This window comes from Mucilaginibacter ginkgonis, from assembly GCF_009754905.2.
Classification (GTDB): domain Bacteria; phylum Bacteroidota; class Bacteroidia; order Sphingobacteriales; family Sphingobacteriaceae; genus Mucilaginibacter; species Mucilaginibacter ginkgonis.
This window is the reverse complement of record NZ_CP066775.1, coordinates 1,975,039-1,999,639: the sequence shown is the minus strand read 5'-3', so window position 1 is coordinate 1,999,639 and position 24,601 is coordinate 1,975,039. Positions and strand designations below refer to the sequence as shown.

Below are 24,601 nucleotides of genomic sequence, written 5' to 3'. Positions count from 1 at the left end.
AGATTTGCTTTGATGGAGCAAAAAGATATAGAAAACCTGCGGCAAGATTATAAGACAGCTACCCTGTCTGAACAAGACGTTAAATCAGATCCGTTTATCCAGTTCGACAGCTGGTTTAACAACGCTATGGCGGCCGAAATGTACGAGCCAAATGCCATGACCTTAGCTACAGCAACATCAGATGGCCGGCCTTCGGCTCGTATTGTTTTGCTTAAGGGCTACAACAAGAATGGCTTTATGTTTTATACCAACTACCTGAGCCGTAAGGGCCGCGAGTTGGCAAAAAATCCTTTGGCAGCTATCACTTTTTGGTGGGGACCACTGGAGAGGCAGATACGTATTGAGGGGACCATCGAGAAATTAAGTAAGCAGCAATCGGAAGAATATTTTCACTCCAGGCCGGTTAAAAGCCAATTGGGTGCTGTGGTTTCGCCGCAGAGCCAGGAAATCGATGGACGCGACTTATTGGAGAAAAGGATGGATCAGCTAACCGCTGAGTACGAAGGTAAGGAAGTGCCAAAACCAGCTCACTGGGGTGGCTACATTTTGAAACCAACCATGTTTGAGTTTTGGCAAGGCCGCCGCAGCCGCCTGCATGACAGGATAGTTTTCAAGAAAGCAGACAAAAATAACTGGAAGATTGTAAGGCTTGCCCCATGACAGTCGACGAGATCAAGGCTTTATTGATTGCCAAGGTAGGTGAAGGGGTGGTAATTGCGGAGGAAACGCCAGGCTTGCAATCTGTTTTGACCATTCAGCCGGATAAGATAGTTGATGTGATGCGCGAACTACGCGATAACCCATTGACCTATTTTGATTTTTTAGCGTGTTTAAGCGGGATCGATCATGGCCCAGAGATAGGCAAATTTAGTGTGGTTTATAATCTAACGTCAATTCCATATCAAACGCAATTGACTTTAAAAGTAATGAAGGATCACACCGACCGCAGCTTTGAAAATCTGCCGGTGTTTTTAAGCGTCAATGAAGTTTACCGTACTGCCGATTGGCATGAGCGAGAGGCCTATGATCTGGTAGGGATTTACTTTGAAGGCCACCCCGATTTGAGACGAATATTGTTGCCTGATGATTGGGAAGGTTTTCCGTTACGAAAGGATTATAAAAATGCAGAGTATTACAAAGGGATAAAGATCGATTAAATTTGGATTTCGAATGTTCAATTTCGAATTTAATCCACCATGTCATGCTGACCCTGTCGAAGCATCTTATGTGTGAATGCAATACTGAATAAGATTCTTCGCTACGCTCTGAATGACAATAAAAATTGGAAAGTGCAAAACAACGCATTAAAAGCATACCAAGATAAAATTGCCGCTGCCGCGACAGAGGATATGGTGCTCAATATGGGGCCACAGCATCCGTCAACTCATGGCGTTTTGCGGCTGGAATTGATAACGGACGGTGAAATAGTAAAGGAAGCCATTCCTCACATGGGTTACCTTCATCGTTGTTTTGAAAAGCATGCCGAGTCCTTAACTTATCAGCAAACCATTCCGTTTACAGACCGAATGGATTACCTGGCTTCCATGAACAACAGCCATGCCTGGGTGATGGGGGTAGAGCGTATGCTGGGTATAGACAATGACATCCCCAAACGGGTGGAATATATCCGCGTTTTGGTTTGCGAGTTGAACCGCATCAGTTCACATCTTATAGCTTTAGGGACTTATGGAATAGACATTGGCGCTTTTACACCGTTCCTTTGGTGTTTCCGCGACCGGGAACATATTACAAGTATGCTGGAATGGGCATCGGGCTCAAGGCTGCTGTACAATTATATATGGATTGGCGGGTTATTTTACGATTTGCCGGTAGGTTTTGAAGAACGGTGCCTGGAGTTTGTAACCTACTTTAAACCGAAGCTAAAAGAACTTAACCAGTTGCTCACGGATAATCAGATATTCATTAGCCGCACGGCAAACGTTGGCGTGCTGCCAATTGATGTTGCCATTAATTATGGCTGCAGCGGCCCTGTTTTGCGTGGTAGCGGAGTGAAATGGGATTTGCGCAGGATAGATAACTATTCCGCCTACCCCGAGTTGGAATTTGACATCCCTGTAGGTAAAGGTGAAATGGGATCTGTTGGTGACTGCTGGGACCGCTATAAAGTTCGCGTAGATGAGATCACCGAGTCGCTTAAGATGATCGAGCAGTGTAGTAACCGTTTGCTTACGGATTTGAAACGCACACCGGATTTCGATCCCCGCGCAAAACTTCCCCGCAAGATCATACCCAAAGCGCAGGAGTATTACATGCGCGCAGAGAGCCCGCGCGGAGAGCTGGGGTTCTATTTTGTAGCCGATGGGAAAACTGAAATACCACAGCGTGTGAAATCCCGCGGGCCGAGTTTTAATAATTTATCGGTAATATCTGAGCTGTCTAAGGGTGTAATGATCGCCGACCTGATTGCTATCCTTGGTTCTATTGATATAGTGCTGGGAGAGGTGGATAGGTGATTTTAGAGCCAAGAACCAAGAATCGTTTGGGATAAAACACCAACTTGTTATTGCGAGGAGCGCGGCGACGCGGCAATCTCGTAGGAAAATTCTAAAGAATCTCTTTTACGGTAACCATATTCATTTTCAAATTTCTTCTGATCAGCCTATGGGATGCCGAAACAAGTTCGGCAGAACCTTTCTATCTAAAACAAAAAAAAGCCTTTTTACAGAAGCTTAGTTTTTTAATTCCCCATTTCCGGAGGTTAAAGGATAATTAATTATAAACCTTAACCAGGTATACATAGTTCTGCATCTTTTTGATCTGCTGAACGCGGTTCAACCCAGTCAATGAGCTTTTGCTGTTGAAGGATATTTTCTGCGTCAATGAATCAGCAGGGATGTTTTTTATTGCTTTTAATAAAAATTGTGATTTCACAGCAAATGCTTCACCTTCCATTAAACTGCGTTTACCGCTTATCAGCCCGATAACATTGCCCTTTCCATCTAAAAGCGGTCCGCCGCTGTTACCCGGATTAACCGGGATAGATACCTGGTAGGCAGTACTGTCATCGTGGAACCCATTTGCAGATGATAAATAACCCGACCCGAATGTCAATACATTACCCGGATAGCCTAAAGTACTCACATCTTCGCCTAAAGAACTTTCTGCCTTTTTAAAAGCATAAGGCAATGGTGTCTGGTTGTGGAAGGTCGAATCGTCAATTCGTAGCACAGCTACGTCATACTGCGGCTCTGTATAGATCACACGTGCATGAAATGTTTCGCCGGCAGCATTTTGTACATAAACCGCGTCCGCGTCATTCACCACATGGAAATTGGTAACTAAATAACCTGTAGATGTTATTGCGAAGCCGGTACCGCCAAAGCGTGCAGGCTCATATTTTTTGCCTGTTTTTATATCGTTCAACAAGGCATTAGTAGAACGGTTCAACTTTTCTGTCGAGCGCTTATAGTTTTCTACCTGCATGCGTAACTGCGTGTAATTTGAATTGGCACTGCGGAAGTATCCAGTAAAGAACAGCGTAGCCAGCATGGCAAATATAGCTACTGATGCCGCTACAGATATTTTTGAGTGGTGGTTACGCCAAAGCTGAACAATGAACGGCGGGCGTTCTGTGTACTCTTCTTCTAAGGCATCAACGTCAATTGCGGTATGGATCGCGTTAAGACGAGTCTCAAGTTCGCGGCGCTCTTTAACCTGCTTCATCAAGCCCACAAATTGCTTATGCTCGGCAAAGGCAGCCTTAACTTCTTCGTTGTCTTTTCGTAACAACTCAAAGGCAGCCCGCTCATCCGCGTTCATTTCGCCGCGGAGATAGCGCTCTATATCGTCCTGTAAATTTCTGTTCGTCATAACCCTTTTTTCATTTATGCTCAAAAAACAACTTTTTAAGCCTTTGCAAACACTTGTATTTTTGCGTTTTGGCATTATCTGCATTTGTATAGCCAAAACGTTCGCAGATATCCTGCATAGACCGCTCGTTCATGTAAAAATCCTCAATGATGGTTTTACATGGTTCGCCGAGCAATGAAAGTGCGCCTTCCATTTTCTTGAATTGCATGTCGCGCTCATCGTGCTTTTCCAGATCATCATCGGCCGGTAAAAAGTCCTGAAAATCGCGGACATCACCGTCAAACCTGCTCATCTGGTGCAACCGCTTAAGCCACAAGCGTCGACACACGGAATATATAAACGTTTTTAGCTTACTGCTAAGCTCAAAATCGCCGCTTTTTATTTTATTGTAAAGAACGATGATCGCTTCCTGATATATATCCTTGGCGTCATCTGTAGTGCCATTATTATTGATGATAAACTGAACTATCATCGGGAAATAAGCCAAATACAGTTTCTCTAAAACCTCATCGTGGTTGTTGAGAATGCCGAGTACTACTTCACTATCTGCTGGAGCTGAACCTTTTAACACCTTACTCACTTCTTAATACATTTTACAGGCAATGGTAACCCAATATTGGTAAAATAATTTATAAAAAAATTTAAAGTTAAACGGGTTACCTTTTGCCTTTTGCGGTATTAACTACTGTAACAATAAATTAATAACTTTAACATTTAATTATGAAAACTTTCGCAAAATTAGCATTAGTTGCTATCGTAGCTGTATCATTCGCTTCATGCTCTGGTGACAAATCATCAAGCACTACAGACTCAACTAAAATTGATTCTGCTACTACAACTACTACTGTAGATAGCACAGTTAAAACTGACACTGGTAAAATGTCTGATACCAGCAAAATGATGAAAGACACTACTAAAAAAATGTAATTAGTCTTTTAAGACTAGGTCTTTTAAAAAAAGGTAACCCTTTTGGGTTACCTTTTTTTGTTTTAAAGTATTAACTGTAAAACAACTAACTATGAAAAATTTATTAAGAAGTTCCGTAGCAATTTTAGTAGTTTCATTATCATTAGCAGCATGCAGCGGCAACGGTAGCAAAGATGGTTCAGATACTGCGAAAGCAGACTCATCAGTGAAAGTAACTGCAGACTCAACAGTTAAAACCGATACCGTTAAAACGGATACTGCATCTGTTGATACCAGCAATGTTAAAAAAGACACAATTTCTGTAAAGAAAACGGTTACCAAAACCAGCGTAAAAAAGGAAGCTAAAAGCTAAAAAGCTGTAATTGTTAATTATAAAAGGTAATCTTTAAAAATTTTTAATTTTTAGGGTTACCTTTTTTTGTTTGTAGTATTAAATGGAAACTATTACTCACTTATTAAAAAATTAACAATGAAAAATGCATTCAAATTAGGCGTTGTTGCCTTAGCTCTTACTTCAATGGTTGCTTGTAAAGGTAGCGGTTCAGCTTCTACTGCTGATTCAGCTAAAACTGATTCAATCAAAGCTGATTCTTCTAACAAAATGGATTCAGTAAAGAAAGACAGCGCTAAATTAGCTGACACTACTAAAGCTGCAAAAGACACTACTAAGAAAATGTAATTTTCGTTTTCTTAAACGAAAAAGCCGCTTTGAATTTTCAGAGCGGCTTTTTTATGATCTAAATTTTGCTTATTTCTTTGCAGCAGTGCTATCTGCAGGTGCCGGAGTAGCCGCTGTTGCAGGTGCAGATGTTGGTACAGCTACAGAACGTACCTTCATGTGGGTAGTATCTTTAACTACTAATACACCGCCAGACGCAGTATTATCTAACAGCGTCGCATCACCCATACCATTTGTTGTTTTAGATGTATCGATATTAGTCCGTACATCATAATTAGGGCCAATTGCAGTAGCACTGGCAGTATCGATCCCGCTGCGGGTGGCATGATCACCGTTGCAGGCACTAAACAACGCTGCGCCGGCTACACCACAAATTATAAGCTTAAAATTTTTCATTTATAGTAATTGATTATAATAGCACAATATTAAGCGTTTTCGCTCACATACTCCACTATTAAATCTATTTCGGTTAAGCGTTTTCGTAGCTGTCACGAAGTGCTTTAACATCATCATGCGCTGCATCGATAGCGGTTTTTTGCTCGGCCAGCAGATCGCGGATATATGCCGGTAGGTGCTCCATCTCTAAAGCCTTTGCATAAGCTTTTTTAATAGCATCTTCACCAAATTCGCATTCTTCTAAAACGCTTTTGGTACTGTGACCGGTAAATGCCGCTTTAATATCTAACCAGGTTCTGTGTAATGAACCACTGGTGCTGGTAGTGTTATCTATATCTGCACCCAGTGCCTGGATCTCTGTACCCAATGCCATTTTATTTTGCTGGCTCTCGCCGATAAGGCTGGTAAAAAGATCTTTCAAATCCGTGTCACCATCGGCAAGATCATTGGTCGCTTTTTCATAACCCTCTATACGGTCATTGTTGATTTTGATCAGATCGTTTAATGTTTCGATGGTTGCTTGTGTATTTTCCATGATAATTAAGTGTTTTGTAAATAAGTCAGTTGTAGTTAAAAATGTAATTATTTGCCTCTGAATAAAGAGAACAGCCAGATGATGACCAGGATAACAACCACAACGCCAATGACGCCAATTGCTACCCCGCCTTTAAAAATGCCGCCTGCAACGGCGCAGCCATTAAAGAACATCATGGCTATCGCGAACAAAAGTATAGGTAAACGTTTCATAAGTAAATGTTTAAAAGTGATGTGCTAAACAAAATACAATTACTGTACCGTTTAGCACATCATTACACTTACCTCAAATTATTATTTACCAAATGCAGTTTTTAGTTGCTGCACAGCATACATTTCGGCCTCTTTGGCTTCGGGAACAACGGTGCCCATTCCAAAAAATTCGTGGGTTACGCCATTCCAGTTTTTGCTGTCAGTTTTTACCCCCGCGGCTTTTAGTTTTTCAACCAAGGTCATGCCTTCGCTTTGCAGCGGGTCTATCTCATCGGTAATAACGGTTGTTGGCGGCAAACCTTTGAGGTTAGCGGCTACCAGGTTGATACGTGGATCTTTACCTTCGCCCATATTATTCAGATAGTTTTTCACAAACCACATCATCATTGGTTTATCCAATGGTTTTGCCGAAGCATTTTTTTGATATGAAGGGGTTGTCATGTCAGAGCCTGCAACCGGGTAAACGGCAACTATAGCGGTAGGCAACATTATCCCTTTATCGCGGGCCATGATTGCCATGTTTACGGCTAAGTTACCGCCGGCACTTTCACCAACTGTAGCTATCTTTTTAGGATCTCCTTTTATGGATGCCGCGTTTTTAACTACCCATTGGTAAGCTGCGAAAGCATCGTTATGCGCTGTTGGAAATTTGTGCTCGGGCGCTAAACGGTACGCTACTGAAACTACCACAGCACCCACTTTATCTGCCAAGGTTTGTGCAGAAGCATTGTACACATCAATGTTAGCTATCACAAAGCCGCCACCGTGGTAATATACAATTACCGGGAAAGGGCCGTTGCCTTTTGGTGTGTAAATGCGCAAGTGAATGTTGCCGCCGTCAACAGGTATTTCTTTACCCGCTGTATCTATAGCCGGCATTGGTGTGGGTATACCATATTGTTTCATGATATCCATCACCGCGTCGGTAGGGGTGTGGTTCTTTCGGGCTTCAGCCGCTGTTAATTGCGGAATAGGTTTGTCGCCATAGCTGGCTAACTTCTCGATTACGGCCGCCATCTGCGGTTTAATATCGGGCGCCCATGCAGGAGCCGGTCCGGTTGGTTTGATAGAATCTATCAGGTTATTTTTTGCACTGGAATCTGTGAATGAAGAGTCTTTCACAGATGTGCTGTCTGTTGTTGTTTTACTGCCATTGCCGGCGCAGGAAGCAAACAACAACGCGATTACTGCAAAGCCTGGCAATGCATAACGCTTTAGGTGATTGGTGTTTTTCATAGTGTATGAGCCTAACAAGGTTAATTACTTAATGTTCAGCTTGCCCGGCAACTATCGCACTCACATAAGTTGTGCGGGCAGTAAGTAAACTTTTTTCGTAAACCTTTGTAGGTTAATATGATATAATTCCGCTTAATGAAATTGGTAGATATTTTTATCGCACTTATTCTGCTGTGGCTGGTGGTCTTGATCATCTCCATTCTCACGCTAACCAAACGTAAGGATATAGCCATGCCGGTAAAAGCGTTTTGGAGCGCGGTACTGTTTATGGCACCGGTTGTAGGACTAATCTTTTATTTAATTTACGGGTTAAGAGGCAATCGTAAAAAAATTACTGAGTAGGCCGGTGGTACAGTTTCCGTAGTTTATTCTTCGCCTTTTCAAGCGGCTCTTTTTCTTTCCTGGTCAAATTCTTACCGGCGCGGTTGATGTAAAAATTTAGCATAGACATGGCAGACTGGAATGGGCTGCCCTTGCGGCGATGGCTTTCTTCTGCAGAGTGTTTGAGCGACTCAGCTATCTTTTCAGGATTTTTAGATTTAAATACCTCTTTCTTCAAATCTAAGGCGTCACTTGTTTCTGTAACCTTTGCAGACCATTTTTTCTTTGATGCCGATTTCTTCGCCATGATTGTATATTTGCTTTGTAGTTTAACAAATAAATTTCGGCCGGGTTTAGGTTTTTGTATTTTGCGCGAATGCCTGCTACGCTTGTCTCTCTTCAAAACATCTCGGTAAAGTATCAATCCCAAATTGCATTAAATCAAATTAGTCTCGACATTATAGCAGGTGACCATGTTGCTATTATTGGCAAAAGCGGTTCGGGGAAAAGTTTACTGTTAAAGGTTATTGCGGGTTTGCAAAGTGTTAATGGTGGACAATTGACCCGCCACTATACTGAAGGATGTGACGGTACAGCCTCAGCATCAATCGTCCTCGTTGATTCCCGGCACCATTTTAAGAATGGATCGAATACTACCGACTTATATTATCAGCAGCGTTTCAATTCTTTTGATTCGGACGATTCACTTACGGTAAAAAGCTATCTCGCAGGAATTGCTAAAGATACCAGACCCGGTTATTGGTCAATCGAAAATGTCGTTGAAAGATTAAATCTTACGGCATTATACAATAAAGAGCTGATCAAACTATCCAATGGTGAAACCAAGCGCTTGCGATTGGCCTCGGCACTGATCAAAAATCCAAAATTATTATTGCTTGATCAGCCGCTGACAGGGCTTGATGTGGATGCAAGGAAGAGTTTTGACGCGCTGCTCCATGAGATAGCTGAGGCAGGAACTACCATAGTGATGGCCACATCGCCGAACGAGATACCATCCGTCATTAACAAAGTGGTGTTATTAACCAGTGGCAGAACAGATTTGATAACTTATGCAGCTGACTATCGCATAAAACAGTTAAGCCGGCACAGTAACGATACAAACATCAATACTGAACATTTAGCAGGCTTGTTAAGTGCAGACTACGAACGATTTGATACCATTATCAAAATGGCGAACGTAAACGTTCAATACGGCGAAAAAAATATACTAAAAAATATTGATTGGGAAGTGCGGCAGGGTGACCGTTGGGCGTTGCTTGGACATAACGGTGCAGGTAAATCTACTTTGCTAACTTTAGTTTATGGTGATAACCCGCAGGCATACGCCAATGATATTGTACTATTTGACAAGCAGCGCGGAACAGGTGAAAGCATTTGGGATATTAAAAAGAAGTGCGGCTTTGTTTCGCCAGAGTTATTTCAATATTTCCCGACAGATAATAGCTGCCTGCAAGTTATTGAGTCGGGATTTTATGATACACTTGGTTTATTCAGGATGAGTGAACCTTCGCGCGCGGCATTATCTTTAAAATGGATGGAAGTATTGGGGATTGGGCAATACGCAAGGCAATTGCTCAAGAATATCCCCGCCAGCGCACAACGCTTGTGCTTCCTGGCAAGGGCACTGGTAAGGAACCCTATATTGCTTATTTTAGATGAGCCTTGCCAAGGAATGGATGAAGATCAAAAGGAAAACTTTAAACACATTATTGATACCATTTGCGAGCAAAGCGACATGACCATGATCTACGTTACGCATTACACGGAAGAACTGCCCGACGCCGTAAATAAATTTATAAAGCTAAGCGCGGGGGAAGTGGTAGAGCAATCTGCATAATTCACAATATTGTAAATCCTGTAGCTTAAACAGCCGTTTACCGTTCGCCGTTTACCATTTACCCCAAACACTCCGTATCTTTATAATATGAATACTGCTGACCTGCTATCGCGCGCGTTGAACTTTGATTTTCTAAGTATCGAAGAAGGGGTTTTCCTTTACCATAACGCGTCGACGCCCGAACTGATGTACACGGCTAATGAGCTGCGTAAAATTCAGGTGCCGCATGGCAAAGTTACATGGCAAATAGACCGCAATGTCAACACCACAAACGTGTGTATCGCCAATTGCAAGTTTTGTAACTTCTTTCGCCGACCCGGTCACGAGGATAGCTACATCACAGACATTGAGACTTACAAACGCAAAATAGAGGAGACCTTTAAATACGGCGGCGACCAGTTGCTGCTGCAGGGCGGCCACCACCCCGATCTTGGTCTTCAATTCTACACCGACCTTTTCAGAGGGCTTAAAGAGTTATACCCGAATCTTAAATTGCACTCGTTAGGCCCGCCGGAGATTGCCCACGTTGCAAAACTGGAAGGCATGGCACATATTGATGTGCTGCGTGCTATGCAAGAATCTGGATTGGATTCGTTACCGGGTGCAGGTGCAGAGATCTTGAATGACCGTGTGCGCCGGCTTATTTCGAAAGGTAAATGCGGCTGCCAGGAGTGGCTGGATGTAATGCGTGCAGCCCATAAGTTAAACCTGCCAACATCCGCCACTATGATGTTTGGACACGTGGAAACTATCGAAGAGCGCTTTGAACATTTAGTTTGGATACGCCAGGTACAGTCAGAAAAGCCGGAAGGGCATTATGGATTCACAGCATTCATTCCATGGCCGTTTCAGGACGATGGGACATTGCTGCGCAAAGTTCGCGGCATCACCAATAATGTTACAGGCGACGAATATATCCGGATGATAGCACTGAGCCGTATCATGCTGCCAAATATTAAAAATATTCAGGCCTCGTGGCTTACAGTGGGCAAACAAGTGGCCCAGCTTTGTTTGAATGCCGGCGCCAATGATTTTGGGTCAATAATGATCGAAGAAAACGTAGTATCAGCCGCGGGTGCGCCGCACCGGTTTACTGCCCAGGGCATTCAGACTGCTATTAAAGAGGCCGGCTTTGAGCCGCAATTACGTAACCAGAAGTATGAATGGCGTATAACACCGGAGCAGTTAGAAGAGCAGGTGATAGATTATTAACCCCTTAATCCCCTGAAGGGGAAACGTGCCTTTTTTAAATATTAAGATTTTCGTCTCCTTGTTTAATGGAGGCAAATATTTGGATTATTTTATTTTTCCAACTCCCCCCCCCTTTAGGGGGCATAAAAAAGTCGGATTCACTCTCGCAGTTAGCCCGACTCTACATCTACCTATGAAAAACAGTCCTTTGGAAGGACTTTTCCTATTAGCCAACATTTGTGCCAATCAGTTAAATATTAACTTATACGCTTTAAAACGCGCTTTGTGGGTTAACAAATTTTCTATTGTGGAATATTTTGCACCCGAAACGGGGAATATATTGCAAAAAAAAAGTCCCGCTTTAGGCGGGACTTTTTAAAGGAGTCGTTCAATTGTTATTTGATAAACGGACCTACGACTGCTAATACAGTTGCTGTATCTAACGGTTCATCATATGCCTCTACCGCTACACTAAATTTAGTTGTAGAGGTTTGGGTAAGATTGGTATAACCTGGTAGGGTAGTAAGATCTACACCTGCCTGCACGGTGTTGCTTTCAGAAGGGAAGCTTGCCGCTGGAGAACCCGGGCCGTAGTTAGCGTTTGCAGCAGCAACGCCGGTATCATTACCATTAGCTGCAGTGCCGGATATCCACGGTTTAATGTTTATACCTTTTTGTTTGATCAGGTAACGAATTGCTGATGCATGGCGTCCTTCTACAGAGTGGATCTGCAAAGCAGCAGTTAACGCTACCTGGTTACCTAACAAGAAGCCAGCCTGGCCTTTGTAAGCACGTACACCTGTATCTTCAAACGCTAATGAAACATTAAGGAAAGTGTTATAGTTAGTTAACACATCCGGGAATGTTCCTTTGGCAGTAAGATCAAACGCAGGCGAAGGAATAGCCGCACTACTTAAAACGCCTTTTAAAAACGCCACGTGCTGATTTTCGTGAGCGGCGATAGTGTTAAAGTAAGACGTTTTATCGGCAGAAGGAATCAGGTTGGCTTGCGCAAGGCCTTGGTTGTAGAAATACGATTCAAGGTATTCAAGCGTCAGAGCAAAATTCAAAACGTCTGTTACAGAACGTGTTGCGGTTTGGCCATACGCTTTTTTAAACAATGTTGTGAATGCGAACGGCGCAGCTGCGGCAGCAACCTTGCTGCCAAAGCTGGTGATATTTTTTATCGCGGCGCGGCGCGGGCTGATCCTGTCTTTAAATTCCGGGTCAGCTGTTTGTATATCGTCTAGTATTTGAAATAAATTCATGATTTTTCTGGTTTTAAGGGTCTGCTAATAAACTCCGTATTGTGGTGCACGCAGATATTTACCTGCAATGAACTGATTGGCAATAGGAATTACCTGGTTTGGCGTTCTTGCTACATCCAGGCCATTTGAATCAATGACTGTTGAATCTGCAAAAGAGCCATAAGTGATCAGGTTGCGAATTAAAGATGCGTGGCGTGCTTCAACAGAAACAATTTTACCGGCAAGGCCCAAATAAGCAACGTTCTGGATCATATAACCTGCTCCGTTATAAGCAGAAACACCTAAATCTTCAAATGTACGCGCGGTTGTTAAAACGCTTGCACGGTCGCCAAAGTTAATTGATGAGAAATTTGGTGTAATAGGACCAATCGCTGCGCTGCCTAAAGCTGCTTTGAATAATTCGCGGTGCGAAACTTCGTGATCGCGGATGTCTGTAAGATATGCAGCTTCTGCAGATGTGATACCGGCGTAAAAAGTTCCGCATACCTGAGTGTAAAATGCAGCTTCAAGTTGCTCAAGGGCATAGGCATAGTTTAATATACCTGTGTCGCCGCTACCAATGTCAAGGTGGTCACTTTCGTAGTTGGTGTTTTTTTTGCAGGATGATGCTGCAATTACACCGGCTGCCATTGCCGCACCTGTACCGGCATAACGCAGGAACTTGCGGCGTGGCATACCCTCGCTCTGTAAGTTTTGTGTTTGTGTTTCCATAAGAGATGTTTGTTTAACTTTACGTATTAGTTGGTTACTACAAGCTACGCAGGTATTTGTTGCGCGGTTTTTAAGAGCCTAAAGAAGTGCATAAAGCATGTGAAAGGAAAATGGAGAATTTAAAACAGGTTGTGCAGGCACTCATATTTGCGTCAGAACAAAGCATACGCATAGAAGAACTGCAATTTTGCCTTCAGGCGACTTATGAAAAAGACATTGAGAAGTCTGAAATCGAGGATACAATTAGAGCTATTAGGAGTGATTATTCTGATAATAACTTCGCTATCGAGTTGATAAAAACCGGGAATGGTTACCAATTTTTAACCAAAAAGGAATTTCATCCGGCTATAAATCAGCTACTGCAGCAGCGCTCAAAAAAGAAATTAAGCCAGGCGGCAGTCGAAACGTTGGCTATAGTTGCCTATAAGCAACCAATAACCCGGGTTGAAATAGAACAGATACGCGGGGTTAATTGCGATTATACTTTACAGAAATTATTGGATAAGGAACTGATCACTATCAGTGGAAAATCAGATACGGTAGGCAAACCTTTGCTTTATACCACCGGGCAACTTTTTATGGACTATTTCGGTATTAACAATTTGGCCGATCTGCCGCATGTTAAGGACATTGCGGAAAGTGGCGAAACTATTGGCGACGAGGCAAAATAAATTTCAATTTTTTTTCGAAATTACGGTTTAAACTGTTTTTAAGAAACATTAGATTTGCAACACAAGCACTAATTAATACGTCTGATTGTTTATACATTTAAAGTTTTAATGTGATGGCAGTACCTAAGAAAAATACAAAGCCGGTAGACGATGCTGATGACGATTTGGATCAGGATCTGTCTGAAAATAACAGCCGCTCGGCGACTAGATCTGACGATGACGATGATTTTGACGCGCCCTTAGACGACCTGGAATATGATGGCTATGAAGACGACGAAGACGACGATTTTTAATACGAGATAAACGAATAGCTTTACAGCATCCGGGCGATGAGCACGGGTGCTGTTTTATTTTAATACGAATGCAGATCAAAGAAGTTGCCGATAAACAAACACGCAGGACGTTCTTAGAAATGCCGGTGGTCATTTATTACAACGATGAAAACTGGGTACGCCCGCTGGACAACGACTTGAATGCAGTTTTCGATCCTGCAAAAAACAGTTTTCATAAACACGGCGTAATTAACCGATGGCTTTTATTTGATGGCGATAAGGTCGCTGGACGCATTGCGGCATTTATCAACTATAAAAAATCAGATCAGGATGGTTTACAGGTAGGAGGAATTGGCTTTTTTGAGTGCATTAACAACCAGGCTGCGGCGAATTTATTGTTCGATACCGCAAAAAACTGGCTTGCCGGTAAGGGCATGCAATCCATGGATGGCCCTATCAACTTTGGCGAGAACGACAGCAACTGGGGGCTTTTAGTAGATGGTTTTGTATCGCCGTCCTTCGGGATGAATTACCACCCGCCTTACTACGAAGTGCTGTTTAAAACGTATGGATTTGAAGTGTCCTACACCCAGATAACCAATAAGTTGCAGGTTTATAAAGAATTTCCGGAACGTTTTACAAAAATTGCTAATTGGGTAGCTAAGAAACCGGGATATGAGTTTAAGCACCTCACGCTTAAAGAGCTTGATAATTTCGCCGCGGACTTCAAAGAAATTTACAACGACGCCTGGCAAGATTTCGAGAATTTTTCGCCCATAACTACTGAAGCGATTCTGAACAGTTTTCGACAGATGAAGCCGATAATGGATCCACAGCTCATTTGGTTTGCATATGTTAACGGCGAGCCGGCTTCTGTCGTGGTGGTCCTGCCGGATGCGAATCAGATGATCAAAAATCTTAATGGTAAGTTAGATCTGATTGGCAAGTTAAAGTTTGTATATAACAGGTGGAAAGGTGCGACCCGTATGCGCGCGGTGGTAATGGGAACCAAGCAGAAATTCCAGAACCACGGGCTTGAATCGGCAATTTTCATCAAAATAAAAGAGCACGTGCTGCCGCTGCACCAATACGAAGAGTTGGAACTATCATGGGTTGGCGATTTTAATGAGAAGATGCTGGCTATTCATTACGCTATGGGAGCAGAGACCAGCAAAAAGCACCTAACCTTAAGATACACCTTAAAATAAAAAGCCCATACTGTTTAAGTACGGGCTTGAATATTTTCACAGGGATTAATGTTTACGCAGAAACTTTGTTTTGACGAAGTTCTTCAAAAAGCTCGATCACTTTTTTCTGAAGGTCGATAACTTCTGTTTCTCTGTCCATCAGTTTCTTGTTAACAGACTCCAGCTCGTTGGTATATTTCAACTCGCCCTCTGCGTCATTGAAGGTTAACAATTGAACAACAGACATTTCAAAAAGATCAGCTATTTGCTCAAGGCGCGATAGGTTGATGTCTGTAATACCCGTTTCGATCTTCGAAAATGCAGGTATCGAAATATCCAATCTTTTGGCTACATCTTCCTGGCTCCAGCCTTTTTGGTGGCGTAATAATCTGATTTTTTTTCCCAGTGTTTTCATTTAAAAGTTTAATTAGGGTGAAGGTTTCTCAATAGTTAATAAAGTTACAACAAATTTTCGCATTATAAATTATTTTCTGCAAAAAAGATTTATCAACATATTTTTAACGCTCATTAACAAGCAGTTATGAGGCCTCGTTTCCCTAAAAGAAAATCTGAAATTTTAATTTAAAATCGAAATTCGCCTGGTTTTGGCGGGTTGTTAAATCCTTAAAATCCACTTGTGGGTTCAGATTGTAATTAGTTTTTACAAATTTTGCTGCCACCCAATCTTTCATTTTCTTGTGGGCTATGTAATGCATTTTATATTTCGCGGCTTCAGATTTGATGATATCCAGGTCGGGGCTTTCATAAAAACCACTGAAGTAGATTTCGCCGCCGTGTTTTAAAACTTTAGCGTAACGTTGCATTTGGTCTACCAGTATGTTACGGTTAATATTTGCCAAAATAACGTCGAACTGTTTATCAGGTATTGCCTCTTTAGATCCGCAAATTGAAATGATGTTATCTATATCATTTAAGCGCGAGTTTTCTATACTGCTGTCGTAGCAAACGGGATCATTATCTATCGCGGTTATTTCCTTAGCACCCAATTTGGCAGCTAATATTGCCAGTATAGCAGTGCCGGCACCCATATCAAGCACAGTTTTGTCGGTAAGATCTGCTTTAAGCAGGTGCGCCATCATCATGGTAGTAGTTTCGTGATGGCCCGTACCAAAAGCCATTTTCGGGTCGATGATGATCTCATGCTCAAATGCCGGATCCGGCTCATGAAATGTAGCACGAACGCGTACCTTGTCACCAACAGTCATAGGGCTGAAGTTGCTTTCCCACTCTTTATTCCAGTTTGTCTGGGGGATGAGGTTTACCTCGTACCCAAAAGAAAAGTCGTTCAGAAATGGGGCCAAAGCGGTATCCATCTCGCCGTTATTGAAAGTGGCGATGGGGATGTATGCTTTAAAGCCGTTATCGGTTTCCTCGAAAGTATCAAAACCTAAGTCGGCCAATGCGGCGATAACCAGGTCTTTTTGATACTCTTCGGCCTGTAGGGTAAAAACTAATTCGTAATAGTCCATTGTTTCTTATACGTCATTGCTTCTCCCGGTTTACCGGGAGAAGCAATCTCATTTAACATGTCTGCAGGGGATTGCTTCGTCGTACCTCCTCGCAATGACGTGGGAGGAAGTATTAATTAAACACCTTTACGATGTCCAGAAAATCGCGCGATTTTAAAGATGCGCCGCCTATTAAACCGCCGTCTATATCCGCCTGCGCAAACAATTCGGGCGCGTTTTTAGGGTTACAACTGCCGCCATACAAAATGGTGGTATCGTCCGCAACTTGCTGGTTGTATTTATCAGCGATCTCTTTGCGTATGAACGCGTGTATTTCTTGGGCCTGCTCTGATGTTGCGGTTTTGCCGGTGCCTATTGCCCAAACGGGTTCGTAAGCGACAACCAGTTTGCCGAAATCTTCGGCCGAGAGATGGAAAACACCTTCTTGCAATTGGGTTTTGATCACATCGAAATGTTGGTTGCCTTCGCGCTCATCTAAGGTTTCGCCAATGCAGAAAATAGGGGTAAGACCGTTTTTCAAAGCGGTGTCTGTTTTGGCGGCCAACAGTTCATTGTTCTCACCAAAATACTGGCGGCGTTCTGAGTGGCCAAGGATCACATAATCGGCACCGGTAGATTTTACCTGCTTAGCAGATGTTTCGCCGGTATAGGCTCCCGACTCTGCCTGATGGCAGTTTTGCGCGCCAATGCCAATTTTGCTGTAGCCTTTTGCCAGTTGCGCAATACTGTATAAATGGATAAACGGACTGCAGACTACAGCAGTCTGGCTGCCGGTGATCTCGTCGTTTACCATATTAACGATCTCCGAGAATAATGAAATACCCTCGTTATAGTCGAGGTTCATTTTCCAGTTGCCGGCAACAATTTTCTTTCTCATAATAAAATATCTCTGTATGTTTTAGTTATATCAAATACGTTTTGAAGTAGGTCGCGCTCAATCTGGTCAAAGTCGCGGTTTTCGCGACGAGAATATACCAGGGCTGCAGTCTCAAACATCTTGTTAATCGAATACTCTTCCAGGCCTTGCGCGCCTCCCCAGGTAAAATCGGGTACAAAATTATTGGGGAAGCCGGCGCCAAAAACGTTGGCACTCACACCTACCACTGTACCGGTATTGAACATGGTATTAATGGCACATTTTGCATGATCTGCCATAATTAATCCGCAAAATTGTAAGCCCGTTTTACGATAATGCTCTGTAGCATAATCCCACAATTTTACTTCGGCGTAGTTATTTTTAAGGTTAGAGTTATTTGTGTCCGCACCCATGTTGCACCATTCGCCCACCACAGAATTACCTAAGTAACCTTCATGCCCTTTGGCCGAATAGCCCCAGATCACTGCGTTGTTTAACTCGCCGCCCACACGTGAATAAGGGCCAATGGTAGTAGCGCCATATATTTTAGCGCCCATCTTTACCTGCGAATGGTTGCAAAGCGCAAATGATCCCCGAATATGTACACCTTCCCAAACTTCGGTATCGTTGCTCAGGTAAATAGGCCCGTTACGGGTATTGAATGTAGCGCAATCTGCAATTGCGCCTTCCTCGGCAAAAAAATCATTTCCAATTATCACGTTTGTGCTACCCACAGTTGCGCTTGTGCGGCCTTTGGTCAACAGCCTGAAATCTTTGCGCAGCTCGATGTCGTTGTTGCGGAAAATGTCTTCCGGATATTTGATGTAAACAGGTACGCGCTCGTAAGAGATAGTTTTATCAAATTGTGCGTCAAAAGCAAAATTTTCAGCATCAACTTGTGGAAATTTTACAGCTACCAGGCGGTCTTTATAGGTTAACGCTTCGCCTTGGCTAAGTTTATCTATTGCCTCTACCAGGTTATCATCGGGACAAAAACTGCCGTTGATAAAAATATTGTTCTTGCTTATTTCCAGCGGAAATTTTGCCTGCAGGTAATCTTGCGTTTTAAAAGAATAGCTTGCCTTTAGATATTTTGCCCATTTCTGGGCTATAGTGATGATGCCGACACGCAGATCTGCAACAGGGCGGGTAAATGTAAGGGGGCGAAGTGTTTGGTGAGTGTTATCGTCAAACAGGATGATTGCCATTGGGCAAAAATAAAAAAGTCTCCCGATAGTGGGAGACTTTCTCATATTTTAATAGAGCAACAGATTACTTTTTAGCGTAACGGTTGCGGAATTTATCGATACGGCCCGCGGTATCTACCAGTTTCATTTTGCCTGTGTAGAAAGGGTGCGAGGTGTGCGAGATCTCTAATTTTACCAATGGATATTCATTGCCGTCTTCCCATTTAGTGGTCTCGCGGGTGTCTATGCATGATTTTGTGATGAAAGAATAGTCGTTAGACATATCTTTAAAAACAACTAATCTATAATTTTTAGGATGCAAATCTTGTTTCATTGTCGTACTTTCCTTTAAAAAGAGGTGCAAATATAGGTAATTAATTGAAAAGTAAAAAGGCAAAATTCAAAAATGTTGTGATTAGGCTTTAGGCAGGAGAATAGTTTTGTTCGCCTCACCCCAACCCCTCTCCAAGAGGAGAGGGGCTTTAATAAATGGCGCCTGTCATTCAGAGCGTAGCGAAAAATTTTATTCAGCTTGTAAGGTTTTTTAATTTCTTGAAAATGAACGCTGGTGCTGCTATCAAACTGCAGCCCCGCTATTCGCTTTACTTCGTGCCGCTGCTATCGGGTTTAGGTTTCAAGTCCTGTGCAACATTGTACACTTGGTGTCAGCATTTCTTAATTCTTGTCTCTTGGTTCTTGTGTCTCCTTTTGCATCTCCTGGCACAACTCAACCAAAACGCCGTTAGCGCTCTTAGGGTGCACAAAGCAAACCAGTTTATTATCCGCACCGCGTTTTGGTGTTTCATTTAGTAGTACAAAACCTTTGCTTTTCAACCGGGTCATTTCTGCCTCGATATCGGCTACGTCAAACGCTATATGGTGTATCCCTTCGCCTTTCTTATCGATAAATTTAGCGATAGCGCTATCATTAGAACTCGCTTGCAGTAGTTCTATTTTATTTGGACCGGTTTGCAGAAAAGCAGTGATTACGTGTTCGCTCTCAACGGTTTCAGTTTTATAAACACCTGTATTTAGAATTGCCGAATAAATTTCCCCTGCCGCTGCAATGTCTTTCACGGCAATGCCAATGTGCTCTATTTTTAGCATGTGTAAATATTGTAATTAAATGACGATGTACGGCGTTTCTGACGGTGTTTTGAGAAATTAAAGATAAAACTTTACTTATCTTTGTATTGAAATTAAAGACGCTATGAACATCCCCGTATATTTAGATAACAACGCTACCACACCGATGGACCCACGCGTGCTGGACGCTATGGTACCTTACTTTGTACAAAAGTTTGGTAACGCTGCCAGCCGTAACCACCATTTTGGTTGGGTTGCCGAAGAGGCCGTTGATTATGCACGCGAGCAAGTTGCCCAGTTAATTGGCGCTAATGAAAAAGAAATCATCTTTACTTCCGGTGCTACCGAGTCTGACAACCTTGCCATTAAGGGTGTGTTTGAAATGTATAAAGAAAAAGGTAACCACGTTATTACCGCGGTTACAGAACATAAAGCTGTTTTAGATACCTGCAAGCACATAGAGAAATTAGGTGCAAAAGTTACATACCTGCCTGTGCAGGAAGACGGCCTGGTTAACCTTGCCGAACTGGAAGCTGCCATGACACCGGAAACTGTTTTGGTTTCTATCATGTATGGTAACAACGAGATTGGCGTTATTCAGCCGGTTAAAGAAATCGCCGCTATTGCCCACAAGCATGGCGCGCTGTTCATGACAGATGCTACCCAGGCGGTAGGTAAGATCCCTGTAGATGTTAACGCCGATGGTATTGACCTTTTGGCACTGTCTGCACACAAAATGTATGGCCCTAAAGGGGTTGGCGCATTATACGTTCGCCGCAAAGGGCCAAGGGTTAAAGTTACCGCCCAAATGGATGGTGGCGGTCACGAGCGCGGGATGCGCTCGGGCACGTTAAATGTTCCGGGTATTGTTGGTTTAGGCAAAGCCTGCGAGTTGGCACGTTTAGAAATGGCTGATGAAGCAGCACGTTTATCAAAATTGCGTGATAAGTTAGAAAGTTCGTTGACTGTTTTAGAAGAAAGCTATGTAAATGGTAATGTGGATCACCGCTTGCCGCATGTAGCTAATATTTCTTTCAAGTATGTAGAGGGCGAAGGTTTGATGATGGCTATGAAAGATCTGGCAGTATCATCTGGCTCGGCTTGTACTTCGGCATCATTGGAGCCATCTTACGTGTTAAAATCCCTTGGCTTGTCAGATGATCTGGCGCATTCTTCTATCCGTTTTGGTCTAGGCCGTTTCACAACAGAAGAAGAGGTTGATTACGCCATCGAGGTGACTAAGAAAGCCGTTACCCACCTGCGCGAACTCTCTCCACTTTGGGAAATGTTTAAAGAGGGGATAGACCTTAATTCTATCGAGTGGGCAGAGCACTAATTTTGATTTCGGATTTCGAAGTTTCAATTTCGGAATTTGAAAAAGGTTAAAATGCTATACACATAAACATAGAGTTAATAAAGTCGAAATCGAACATTCGAAATTTTAAATAAAGAGATATGGCTTATTCAGATAAAGTAATAGATCATTACACCAACCCGCGCAACGTGGGTACATTAGACAAAAGCAGCACACAAGTAGGCACAGGCCTTGTTGGCGCCCCAGAGTGCGGCGACGTTATGCGCTTGCAAATACAGGTTGACAGCAATAACGTGATCACCGATGCTAAGTTTAAAACCTTTGGCTGCGGATCGGCAATTGCATCATCATCTTTAGCTACAGAGTGGCTTAAAGGTAAATCTATCGATGATGCTATGGCTATCGACAATATGGACATTGTAGAAGAATTGGCTTTGCCGCCGGTTAAGATACACTGCTCTGTTTTAGCCGAAGATGCTATTAAAGCTGCCATTAACGATTACCGCGTGAAAAATGGCTTAGAGCCGATCGAACTGGAGAAATCGCACCACTAATTTTTAGTGATTGGTGAGAGGTGAATAGAGAATAGTCATATGCTACTGTCTAACACCTTACGATACTTTATTTACGATTAGTCTAAATATACTTTATCTACTCACCACTCACGTTAATAACCACTCACTAACCAATGGTTACAGTAACAGATAAAGCAAAGGAGAAAATAAGCCATCTGATGACAGATGCCGGGCTTGACGCGTCGTATTTTTTACGGGTGTCTGTACAAGGCGGCGGTTGCTCTGGGTTGTCTTATAACCTTGATTTTGATAACGAAGAGAAAAAAGGCGATCAGTTTTTTGAAGATAAAGGCGTGAAAATGTGCCTTGACATGAAATCTTTCCTTTACCTGGCCGGCACAGAACTGGACTTCAGCGACGGGTTGAACGGTAAGGGCTTTAATTTCCATAATCCTAACGCGAGCCGTACTTGCGGCTGCGGTGAAAGTTTCTCTGTTTAACTTTTAATTGCAAAAGATATTTTGAAGGCGTCTGGTAGGGCGCCTTTTTTGTTATGTATACGACTGTTAGCGTTAGCGATTGCAGCGAAAAGCCCGCATCCCATCCCGATGGCTATCGGGATCAGGAGAGGACTTGTATCACTTCGACTAGCTCAGTGTAAACTCCAGCGCGACCCGCGGGGGAATGCCCTCTAGCTCCTCTCTATAGGGGAATTGATAAACTACTCTAAAACTTCTTCCACTCTCTTTTATTAACAATATCCACTCTTGCAACTATGCCTCAATTATTTAAATTTGTTTTGTTATAAACCGTTTTAAACTTAGATGAACCTTCCTGAACATGTAAAAACCGTTCCGCAAATGTTGCGAAACGTGGTTAAGAATATTCACCCCGATACGCATACATTTTTACTGGATAAAGTTGGCAATACTTGGCAAGAGATATCTTATAAGGAGACCCTGGAAAAGGCTGACGCTATCTCTGCATGGTTTCTGGAAATGGGCATCAAAAAGGGCGACCGGTTAGGCCTGCTGATAGAAAATGGCCCGGATTACATCTATTACGACCAGGCGCTGCAGCAAGTTGGCGCGATCAACGCGTCTATTTATCCAACACTTACAGAAGCAGAAACAGAATATATCCTTAATGATTCGGGCGCAAAAGCGATATTGGTAGGTAACCCCTTCCTTTTGCGTAAGGTATTGAAGGTGTCTAACAACTGCCCCGAGCTGATGCGTATCATTCCGGCCTTTGATGACTTCGAAAAATACACCGGCGCGGCTAACCTACAGGCAGGAGTTATAGGATTTGAGGACGTCATTGCCGAGGGTTTAAAGCTAGTGCCAAAATATACAAAGGAAATTGACCAAGCCCGCGAAGCCATCACACCGTCAGACTTGTCTTGTTTGATCTATACATCGGGTACAACTGGTACCCCGAAAGGTGTGATGCTGATGCACAGCAATTTTGTAGAAACAGTTAGATATGGGTTAGACCAGATCAGTATTGTTGAGCCTACTGACAGGTTCTTATCTTTTCTGCCGCTTTCGCACGTGTTTGAGCGTTGTGCAACTTATTACATCTGCTGCGGCGCGGGGTGCAGTATCGCATTCGCACAAAGTTTGGAGTTGCTGGCCAAAAACCTGACCGAGGTTAAGCCAACCATTATGAACTGTGTACCACGTTTACTGGAACGTATTCATGATCGTGCTTACAAAAACGGTGTAGCCGCTGGCGGTATCAAGACTAAGATATTCAATTGGTCTATGGCTATTGGCCAGAAGTATCGTAAGGTAAAGGAGAGCGGGAAAACGCCGGGCTTCTTATTAAGCCGTGAACACGCCATCGCCCATAAACTGGTGTTCAGCAAGATCATCGAAAAAACAGGCGGGCGGTTGAAATTTCTTATCTCGGGTGGTGGCGCCTTGCCTAAAAATGTGGGCGAATTCTTTGGCGACCTGGGTATACCGATCCTTGAAGGGTTTGGCCTGACGGAAACTACCGGGCCAATGTGTGTGACCGAATTTGAGCGCCAGGTTTATGGCACCGTTGGCCGCATCTTGAAAGGTACCGAAGTGGGCATCCAGAATATCGAGACCCATAAGATCTATACTGTTCAAACGCATGATAGCTTTAACCCTGAATTTGAGTCGGAAGAGGGAGAAATACTGATCAAAGGCATAAGTGTAATGAAGGGTTACTGGAACAAGCCCGAAGAAACCGCTACAGCTATAGACGCTGAAGGCTGGTTCCACACCGGCGACATTGGGCGTTTTCACAAAGGTTATCTGCAAATTACAGACCGCCTGAAGAACATGCTGGTAAATGCCTTCGGCAAAAATATTTATCCCACCCCGGTTGAAAATACTTACTTAAAAAGCCCAAAAATTGAACAAGTATTTCTGGTGGGCGACAAGCGCGAATATGTTACCGCGATAATTGTTCCGTCGAAAGATAGCTTGCAGGAAACCTTTCAATTCGATCAGCAGTATTTTGAGCAACCCGAATTATTTATCAGTGATAAGCAGGTGACAGACTGGATCAACGTAGACCTGAAAAAACTATCTAACGAGTTAGCCAAATTTGAGCGGATCAAGAACTTTAAGGTAAAACGTAACCCTTTTAGCATGGAAGACGGCGAAATGACCGTGACCATGAAAGCCAAACGCAAAGTCATTGAAAAAAAATACGCCGAGGCGATAGAGGAGATGTATGCGGGAGAGGTGGAGGAATAAGGCTCATATAAAGAGATGCGTTCCCCAATGATGTCATTGCGAGCCATCAGAGATGGCGCGGCAATCTCGTAGCGTTTAAATCAAATATCAACTTACTGTGCGATGGGATTGCTTCGTGCCTC

At 43.1% G+C, this 24,601-nt stretch carries 32 protein-coding genes; 17 read left to right on the top strand and 15 right to left on the bottom strand.

The annotated features are described in order from the left end of the window. Positions 1-12 precede the first annotated feature (12 nt). The 3 genes from pdxH to GO620_RS09315 all read left to right on the top strand — a co-directional run bounded on the left by pdxH (position 13) and on the right by GO620_RS09315 (position 2,474). The gene (pdxH, locus tag GO620_RS09325; protein WP_157526010.1) at positions 13-660 is read left to right on the top strand and encodes a pyridoxamine 5'-phosphate oxidase; all 648 of its coding nucleotides are present in this window, start codon (positions 13-15) and stop codon (positions 658-660) included. Continuing rightward, complete coding sequence (locus tag GO620_RS09320; RefSeq protein WP_157526008.1) at positions 657-1,157, top strand: NADH-quinone oxidoreductase subunit C; 501 nt, start codon at positions 657-659, stop codon at positions 1,155-1,157. The genes pdxH and GO620_RS09320 overlap by 4 nt, the downstream gene beginning before the upstream one ends. Positions 1,158-1,349: 192 nt before the next feature. After that, entirely contained in the window at positions 1,350-2,474 is a 1,125-nt protein-coding gene (locus tag GO620_RS09315; protein ID WP_157526276.1) for an NADH-quinone oxidoreductase subunit D, read from the top strand. A gap of 256 nt (positions 2,475-2,730) precedes the next feature. Here GO620_RS09315 and GO620_RS09310 read toward each other — a convergent pair whose 3' ends face one another. Together GO620_RS09310 and GO620_RS09305 are read right to left on the bottom strand one after the other, a co-directional pair. Further along, the gene (locus GO620_RS09310; protein WP_157526006.1) at positions 2,731-3,831 is read right to left on the bottom strand and encodes a S1 family peptidase; all 1,101 of its coding nucleotides are present in this window, start codon (positions 3,829-3,831) and stop codon (positions 2,731-2,733) included. Positions 3,832-3,841: 10 nt separating this feature from the next. Beyond that, positions 3,842-4,411 (bottom strand): RNA polymerase sigma factor, encoded by a 570-nt coding sequence (locus GO620_RS09305; protein WP_200229814.1) that lies wholly within the window; start codon positions 4,409-4,411, stop codon positions 3,842-3,844. 140 nt (positions 4,412-4,551) lie between these two features. Between GO620_RS09305 and GO620_RS09300 the strand changes: the two genes are divergently transcribed. From GO620_RS09300 to GO620_RS09290, 3 genes are all read left to right on the top strand, one after another. Further along, positions 4,552-4,758 carry a hypothetical protein gene (locus GO620_RS09300; RefSeq protein ID WP_157526004.1) on the top strand — a complete coding sequence of 69 codons (207 nt, stop codon included), beginning with the start codon at positions 4,552-4,554 and terminating at the stop codon, positions 4,756-4,758. A gap of 91 nt (positions 4,759-4,849) precedes the next feature. Then, positions 4,850-5,110: a hypothetical protein gene (locus GO620_RS09295; RefSeq protein ID WP_157526002.1), complete on the top strand. Its 261-nt coding sequence runs from the start codon at positions 4,850-4,852 to the stop codon at positions 5,108-5,110. A 117-nt stretch (positions 5,111-5,227) separates the two neighbouring features. After that, on the top strand, positions 5,228-5,437 hold the full coding sequence (locus GO620_RS09290) for a hypothetical protein (protein WP_157526000.1): 210 nt from the start codon (positions 5,228-5,230) through the stop codon (positions 5,435-5,437). Positions 5,438-5,506: 69 nt separating this feature from the next. On the opposite strand, the gene GO620_RS09285 is transcribed toward GO620_RS09290, so the two are convergent. From GO620_RS09285 to GO620_RS09270, 4 genes are all read right to left on the bottom strand, one after another. Then, positions 5,507-5,833, bottom strand: coding sequence for a hypothetical protein (locus GO620_RS09285; protein ID WP_157525998.1), 327 nt, complete (start codon positions 5,831-5,833; stop codon positions 5,507-5,509). Positions 5,834-5,906: 73 nt separating this feature from the next. Next, the gene (locus tag GO620_RS09280) at positions 5,907-6,368 is read right to left on the bottom strand and encodes a PA2169 family four-helix-bundle protein (RefSeq protein WP_157525996.1); all 462 of its coding nucleotides are present in this window, start codon (positions 6,366-6,368) and stop codon (positions 5,907-5,909) included. A 47-nt stretch (positions 6,369-6,415) separates the two neighbouring features. Next, positions 6,416-6,580 carry a phosphatidate cytidylyltransferase gene (locus tag GO620_RS09275; protein ID WP_157525994.1) on the bottom strand — a complete coding sequence of 55 codons (165 nt, stop codon included), beginning with the start codon at positions 6,578-6,580 and terminating at the stop codon, positions 6,416-6,418. Positions 6,581-6,661: 81 nt separating this feature from the next. After that, a complete protein-coding gene (locus GO620_RS09270; protein ID WP_157525992.1) occupies positions 6,662-7,816 on the bottom strand; it encodes an alpha/beta hydrolase in 1,155 nt (384 codons plus the stop codon). Between the two features lie 135 nt (positions 7,817-7,951). On the opposite strand from GO620_RS09270, the gene GO620_RS09265 reads away from it, so the two are divergent. Further along, positions 7,952-8,158, top strand: coding sequence for a PLDc N-terminal domain-containing protein (locus GO620_RS09265; protein WP_157525990.1), 207 nt, complete (start codon positions 7,952-7,954; stop codon positions 8,156-8,158). Here GO620_RS09265 and GO620_RS09260 read toward each other — a convergent pair. Beyond that, positions 8,148-8,444: a DUF3175 domain-containing protein gene (locus tag GO620_RS09260; protein ID WP_157525988.1), complete on the bottom strand. Its 297-nt coding sequence runs from the start codon at positions 8,442-8,444 to the stop codon at positions 8,148-8,150. The genes GO620_RS09265 and GO620_RS09260 overlap by 11 nt on opposite strands. 69 nt (positions 8,445-8,513) lie before the next feature. On the opposite strand from GO620_RS09260, the gene GO620_RS09255 reads away from it, so the two are divergent. The 3 genes from GO620_RS09255 (at position 8,514) to GO620_RS09245 (ending at position 11,565) form a co-directional block, all read left to right on the top strand. Further along, positions 8,514-9,995: an ATP-binding cassette domain-containing protein gene (locus GO620_RS09255; RefSeq protein ID WP_157525986.1), complete on the top strand. Its 1,482-nt coding sequence runs from the start codon at positions 8,514-8,516 to the stop codon at positions 9,993-9,995. An 87-nt stretch (positions 9,996-10,082) separates the two neighbouring features. Next, a complete protein-coding gene (locus tag GO620_RS09250) occupies positions 10,083-11,207 on the top strand; it encodes a CofH family radical SAM protein (RefSeq protein ID WP_157525984.1) in 1,125 nt (374 codons plus the stop codon). Between the two features lie 172 nt (positions 11,208-11,379). After that, on the top strand, positions 11,380-11,565 hold the full coding sequence (locus GO620_RS09245) for a hypothetical protein (protein WP_157525982.1): 186 nt from the start codon (positions 11,380-11,382) through the stop codon (positions 11,563-11,565). A gap of 16 nt (positions 11,566-11,581) precedes the next feature. Here the strand turns inward: GO620_RS09245 and GO620_RS09240 are convergent, their stop codons facing one another. After that, complete coding sequence (locus tag GO620_RS09240) at positions 11,582-12,454, bottom strand: ferritin-like domain-containing protein (RefSeq protein WP_157525980.1); 873 nt, start codon at positions 12,452-12,454, stop codon at positions 11,582-11,584. Between the two features lie 24 nt (positions 12,455-12,478). After that, on the bottom strand, positions 12,479-13,165 hold the full coding sequence (locus GO620_RS09235) for a ferritin-like domain-containing protein (RefSeq protein WP_157525978.1): 687 nt from the start codon (positions 13,163-13,165) through the stop codon (positions 12,479-12,481). Between the two features lie 110 nt (positions 13,166-13,275). On the opposite strand from GO620_RS09235, the gene scpB reads away from it, so the two are divergent. From scpB to GO620_RS09220, 3 genes are all read left to right on the top strand, one after another. Continuing rightward, on the top strand, positions 13,276-13,836 hold the full coding sequence (scpB, locus tag GO620_RS09230; RefSeq protein WP_157525976.1) for an SMC-Scp complex subunit ScpB: 561 nt from the start codon (positions 13,276-13,278) through the stop codon (positions 13,834-13,836). Positions 13,837-13,949: 113 nt separating this feature from the next. After that, the gene (locus tag GO620_RS09225; RefSeq protein WP_157525974.1) at positions 13,950-14,129 is read left to right on the top strand and encodes a hypothetical protein; all 180 of its coding nucleotides are present in this window, start codon (positions 13,950-13,952) and stop codon (positions 14,127-14,129) included. 68 nt (positions 14,130-14,197) lie between these two features. Next, the gene (locus GO620_RS09220) at positions 14,198-15,316 is read left to right on the top strand and encodes a GNAT family N-acetyltransferase (RefSeq protein ID WP_157525972.1); all 1,119 of its coding nucleotides are present in this window, start codon (positions 14,198-14,200) and stop codon (positions 15,314-15,316) included. Positions 15,317-15,368: 52 nt separating this feature from the next. Here GO620_RS09220 and GO620_RS09215 read toward each other — a convergent pair whose 3' ends face one another. From GO620_RS09215 to mce, 6 genes are all read right to left on the bottom strand, one after another. Further along, positions 15,369-15,710 (bottom strand): helix-turn-helix domain-containing protein, encoded by a 342-nt coding sequence (locus GO620_RS09215; RefSeq protein ID WP_157525970.1) that lies wholly within the window; start codon positions 15,708-15,710, stop codon positions 15,369-15,371. Positions 15,711-15,852: 142 nt separating this feature from the next. Then, positions 15,853-16,785: a 50S ribosomal protein L11 methyltransferase gene (prmA, locus tag GO620_RS09210; protein ID WP_157525968.1), complete on the bottom strand. Its 933-nt coding sequence runs from the start codon at positions 16,783-16,785 to the stop codon at positions 15,853-15,855. A 112-nt stretch (positions 16,786-16,897) separates the two neighbouring features. Further along, a complete protein-coding gene (tpiA, locus tag GO620_RS09205; protein WP_157525966.1) occupies positions 16,898-17,662 on the bottom strand; it encodes a triose-phosphate isomerase in 765 nt (254 codons plus the stop codon). Next, positions 17,659-18,849, bottom strand: coding sequence for a GlmU family protein (locus GO620_RS09200; RefSeq protein ID WP_157525964.1), 1,191 nt, complete (start codon positions 18,847-18,849; stop codon positions 17,659-17,661). The genes tpiA and GO620_RS09200 overlap by 4 nt, the downstream gene beginning before the upstream one ends. A 64-nt stretch (positions 18,850-18,913) precedes the next feature. Further along, positions 18,914-19,162, bottom strand: coding sequence for a type B 50S ribosomal protein L31 (locus GO620_RS09195; RefSeq protein WP_157525962.1), 249 nt, complete (start codon positions 19,160-19,162; stop codon positions 18,914-18,916). A 341-nt stretch (positions 19,163-19,503) separates the two neighbouring features. Next, complete coding sequence (gene mce / locus GO620_RS09190; RefSeq protein ID WP_157525960.1) at positions 19,504-19,935, bottom strand: methylmalonyl-CoA epimerase; 432 nt, start codon at positions 19,933-19,935, stop codon at positions 19,504-19,506. Between the two features lie 103 nt (positions 19,936-20,038). Here mce and GO620_RS09185 point away from each other — a divergent pair, with 103 nt between their 5' ends. The 4 genes from GO620_RS09185 (at position 20,039) to GO620_RS09170 (ending at position 24,479) form a co-directional block, all read left to right on the top strand. Next, positions 20,039-21,250 carry an IscS subfamily cysteine desulfurase gene (locus tag GO620_RS09185; protein WP_157525958.1) on the top strand — a complete coding sequence of 404 codons (1,212 nt, stop codon included), beginning with the start codon at positions 20,039-20,041 and terminating at the stop codon, positions 21,248-21,250. Between the two features lie 119 nt (positions 21,251-21,369). Then, positions 21,370-21,783, top strand: a complete 414-nt coding sequence (gene iscU / locus GO620_RS09180) for a Fe-S cluster assembly scaffold IscU (protein ID WP_157525956.1) — start codon at positions 21,370-21,372, stop codon at positions 21,781-21,783. A 134-nt stretch (positions 21,784-21,917) separates the two neighbouring features. Further along, the gene (locus tag GO620_RS09175; protein ID WP_157525954.1) at positions 21,918-22,244 is read left to right on the top strand and encodes a HesB/IscA family protein; all 327 of its coding nucleotides are present in this window, start codon (positions 21,918-21,920) and stop codon (positions 22,242-22,244) included. Positions 22,245-22,568: 324 nt separating this feature from the next. Further along, positions 22,569-24,479: an AMP-dependent synthetase/ligase gene (locus GO620_RS09170; protein WP_157525952.1), complete on the top strand. Its 1,911-nt coding sequence runs from the start codon at positions 22,569-22,571 to the stop codon at positions 24,477-24,479. Positions 24,480-24,601 lie beyond the last annotated feature (122 nt).

What these genes read in the sequence shown, in the direction of transcription:
- GO620_RS09235 (WP_157525978.1), bottom strand. Translation starts at nt 13,165, where the DNA reads ATGGAAACACAAACACAAAACTTACAGAGCGAGGGTATGCCACGCCGC.
- GO620_RS09225 (WP_157525974.1), top strand. Translation starts at nt 13,950, where the DNA reads ATGGCAGTACCTAAGAAAAATACAAAGCCGGTAGACGATGCTGATGAC.
- GO620_RS09260 (WP_157525988.1), bottom strand. Translation starts at nt 8,444, where the DNA reads ATGGCGAAGAAATCGGCATCAAAGAAAAAATGGTCTGCAAAGGTTACA.
- prmA (WP_157525968.1), bottom strand. Translation starts at nt 16,785, where the DNA reads ATGGACTATTACGAATTAGTTTTTACCCTACAGGCCGAAGAGTATCAA.
- GO620_RS09175 (WP_157525954.1), top strand. Translation starts at nt 21,918, where the DNA reads ATGGTTACAGTAACAGATAAAGCAAAGGAGAAAATAAGCCATCTGATG.
- GO620_RS09220 (WP_157525972.1), top strand. Translation starts at nt 14,198, where the DNA reads ATGCAGATCAAAGAAGTTGCCGATAAACAAACACGCAGGACGTTCTTA.
- GO620_RS09275 (WP_157525994.1), bottom strand. Translation starts at nt 6,580, where the DNA reads ATGAAACGTTTACCTATACTTTTGTTCGCGATAGCCATGATGTTCTTT.
- GO620_RS09280 (WP_157525996.1), bottom strand. Translation starts at nt 6,368, where the DNA reads ATGGAAAATACACAAGCAACCATCGAAACATTAAACGATCTGATCAAA.
- GO620_RS09310 (WP_157526006.1), bottom strand. Translation starts at nt 3,831, where the DNA reads ATGACGAACAGAAATTTACAGGACGATATAGAGCGCTATCTCCGCGGC.
- GO620_RS09245 (WP_157525982.1), top strand. Translation starts at nt 11,380, where the DNA reads ATGAAAAACAGTCCTTTGGAAGGACTTTTCCTATTAGCCAACATTTGT.
- GO620_RS09170 (WP_157525952.1), top strand. Translation starts at nt 22,569, where the DNA reads ATGAACCTTCCTGAACATGTAAAAACCGTTCCGCAAATGTTGCGAAAC.
- GO620_RS09195 (WP_157525962.1), bottom strand. Translation starts at nt 19,162, where the DNA reads ATGAAACAAGATTTGCATCCTAAAAATTATAGATTAGTTGTTTTTAAA.
- pdxH (WP_157526010.1), top strand. Translation starts at nt 13, where the DNA reads ATGGAGCAAAAAGATATAGAAAACCTGCGGCAAGATTATAAGACAGCT.
- GO620_RS09300 (WP_157526004.1), top strand. Translation starts at nt 4,552, where the DNA reads ATGAAAACTTTCGCAAAATTAGCATTAGTTGCTATCGTAGCTGTATCA.
- GO620_RS09290 (WP_157526000.1), top strand. Translation starts at nt 5,228, where the DNA reads ATGAAAAATGCATTCAAATTAGGCGTTGTTGCCTTAGCTCTTACTTCA.
- GO620_RS09270 (WP_157525992.1), bottom strand. Translation starts at nt 7,816, where the DNA reads ATGAAAAACACCAATCACCTAAAGCGTTATGCATTGCCAGGCTTTGCA.
- GO620_RS09185 (WP_157525958.1), top strand. Translation starts at nt 20,039, where the DNA reads ATGAACATCCCCGTATATTTAGATAACAACGCTACCACACCGATGGAC.
- GO620_RS09295 (WP_157526002.1), top strand. Translation starts at nt 4,850, where the DNA reads ATGAAAAATTTATTAAGAAGTTCCGTAGCAATTTTAGTAGTTTCATTA.
- tpiA (WP_157525966.1), bottom strand. Translation starts at nt 17,662, where the DNA reads ATGAGAAAGAAAATTGTTGCCGGCAACTGGAAAATGAACCTCGACTAT.
- GO620_RS09315 (WP_157526276.1), top strand. Translation starts at nt 1,350, where the DNA reads ATGGTGCTCAATATGGGGCCACAGCATCCGTCAACTCATGGCGTTTTG.
- GO620_RS09265 (WP_157525990.1), top strand. Translation starts at nt 7,952, where the DNA reads ATGAAATTGGTAGATATTTTTATCGCACTTATTCTGCTGTGGCTGGTG.
- scpB (WP_157525976.1), top strand. Translation starts at nt 13,276, where the DNA reads ATGGAGAATTTAAAACAGGTTGTGCAGGCACTCATATTTGCGTCAGAA.
- iscU (WP_157525956.1), top strand. Translation starts at nt 21,370, where the DNA reads ATGGCTTATTCAGATAAAGTAATAGATCATTACACCAACCCGCGCAAC.
- GO620_RS09255 (WP_157525986.1), top strand. Translation starts at nt 8,514, where the DNA reads ATGCCTGCTACGCTTGTCTCTCTTCAAAACATCTCGGTAAAGTATCAA.
- GO620_RS09285 (WP_157525998.1), bottom strand. Translation starts at nt 5,833, where the DNA reads ATGAAAAATTTTAAGCTTATAATTTGTGGTGTAGCCGGCGCAGCGTTG.
- GO620_RS09215 (WP_157525970.1), bottom strand. Translation starts at nt 15,710, where the DNA reads ATGAAAACACTGGGAAAAAAAATCAGATTATTACGCCACCAAAAAGGC.
- GO620_RS09320 (WP_157526008.1), top strand. Translation starts at nt 657, where the DNA reads ATGACAGTCGACGAGATCAAGGCTTTATTGATTGCCAAGGTAGGTGAA.
- GO620_RS09250 (WP_157525984.1), top strand. Translation starts at nt 10,083, where the DNA reads ATGAATACTGCTGACCTGCTATCGCGCGCGTTGAACTTTGATTTTCTA.
- mce (WP_157525960.1), bottom strand. Translation starts at nt 19,935, where the DNA reads ATGCTAAAAATAGAGCACATTGGCATTGCCGTGAAAGACATTGCAGCG.
- GO620_RS09200 (WP_157525964.1), bottom strand. Translation starts at nt 18,849, where the DNA reads ATGGCAATCATCCTGTTTGACGATAACACTCACCAAACACTTCGCCCC.
- GO620_RS09240 (WP_157525980.1), bottom strand. Translation starts at nt 12,454, where the DNA reads ATGAATTTATTTCAAATACTAGACGATATACAAACAGCTGACCCGGAA.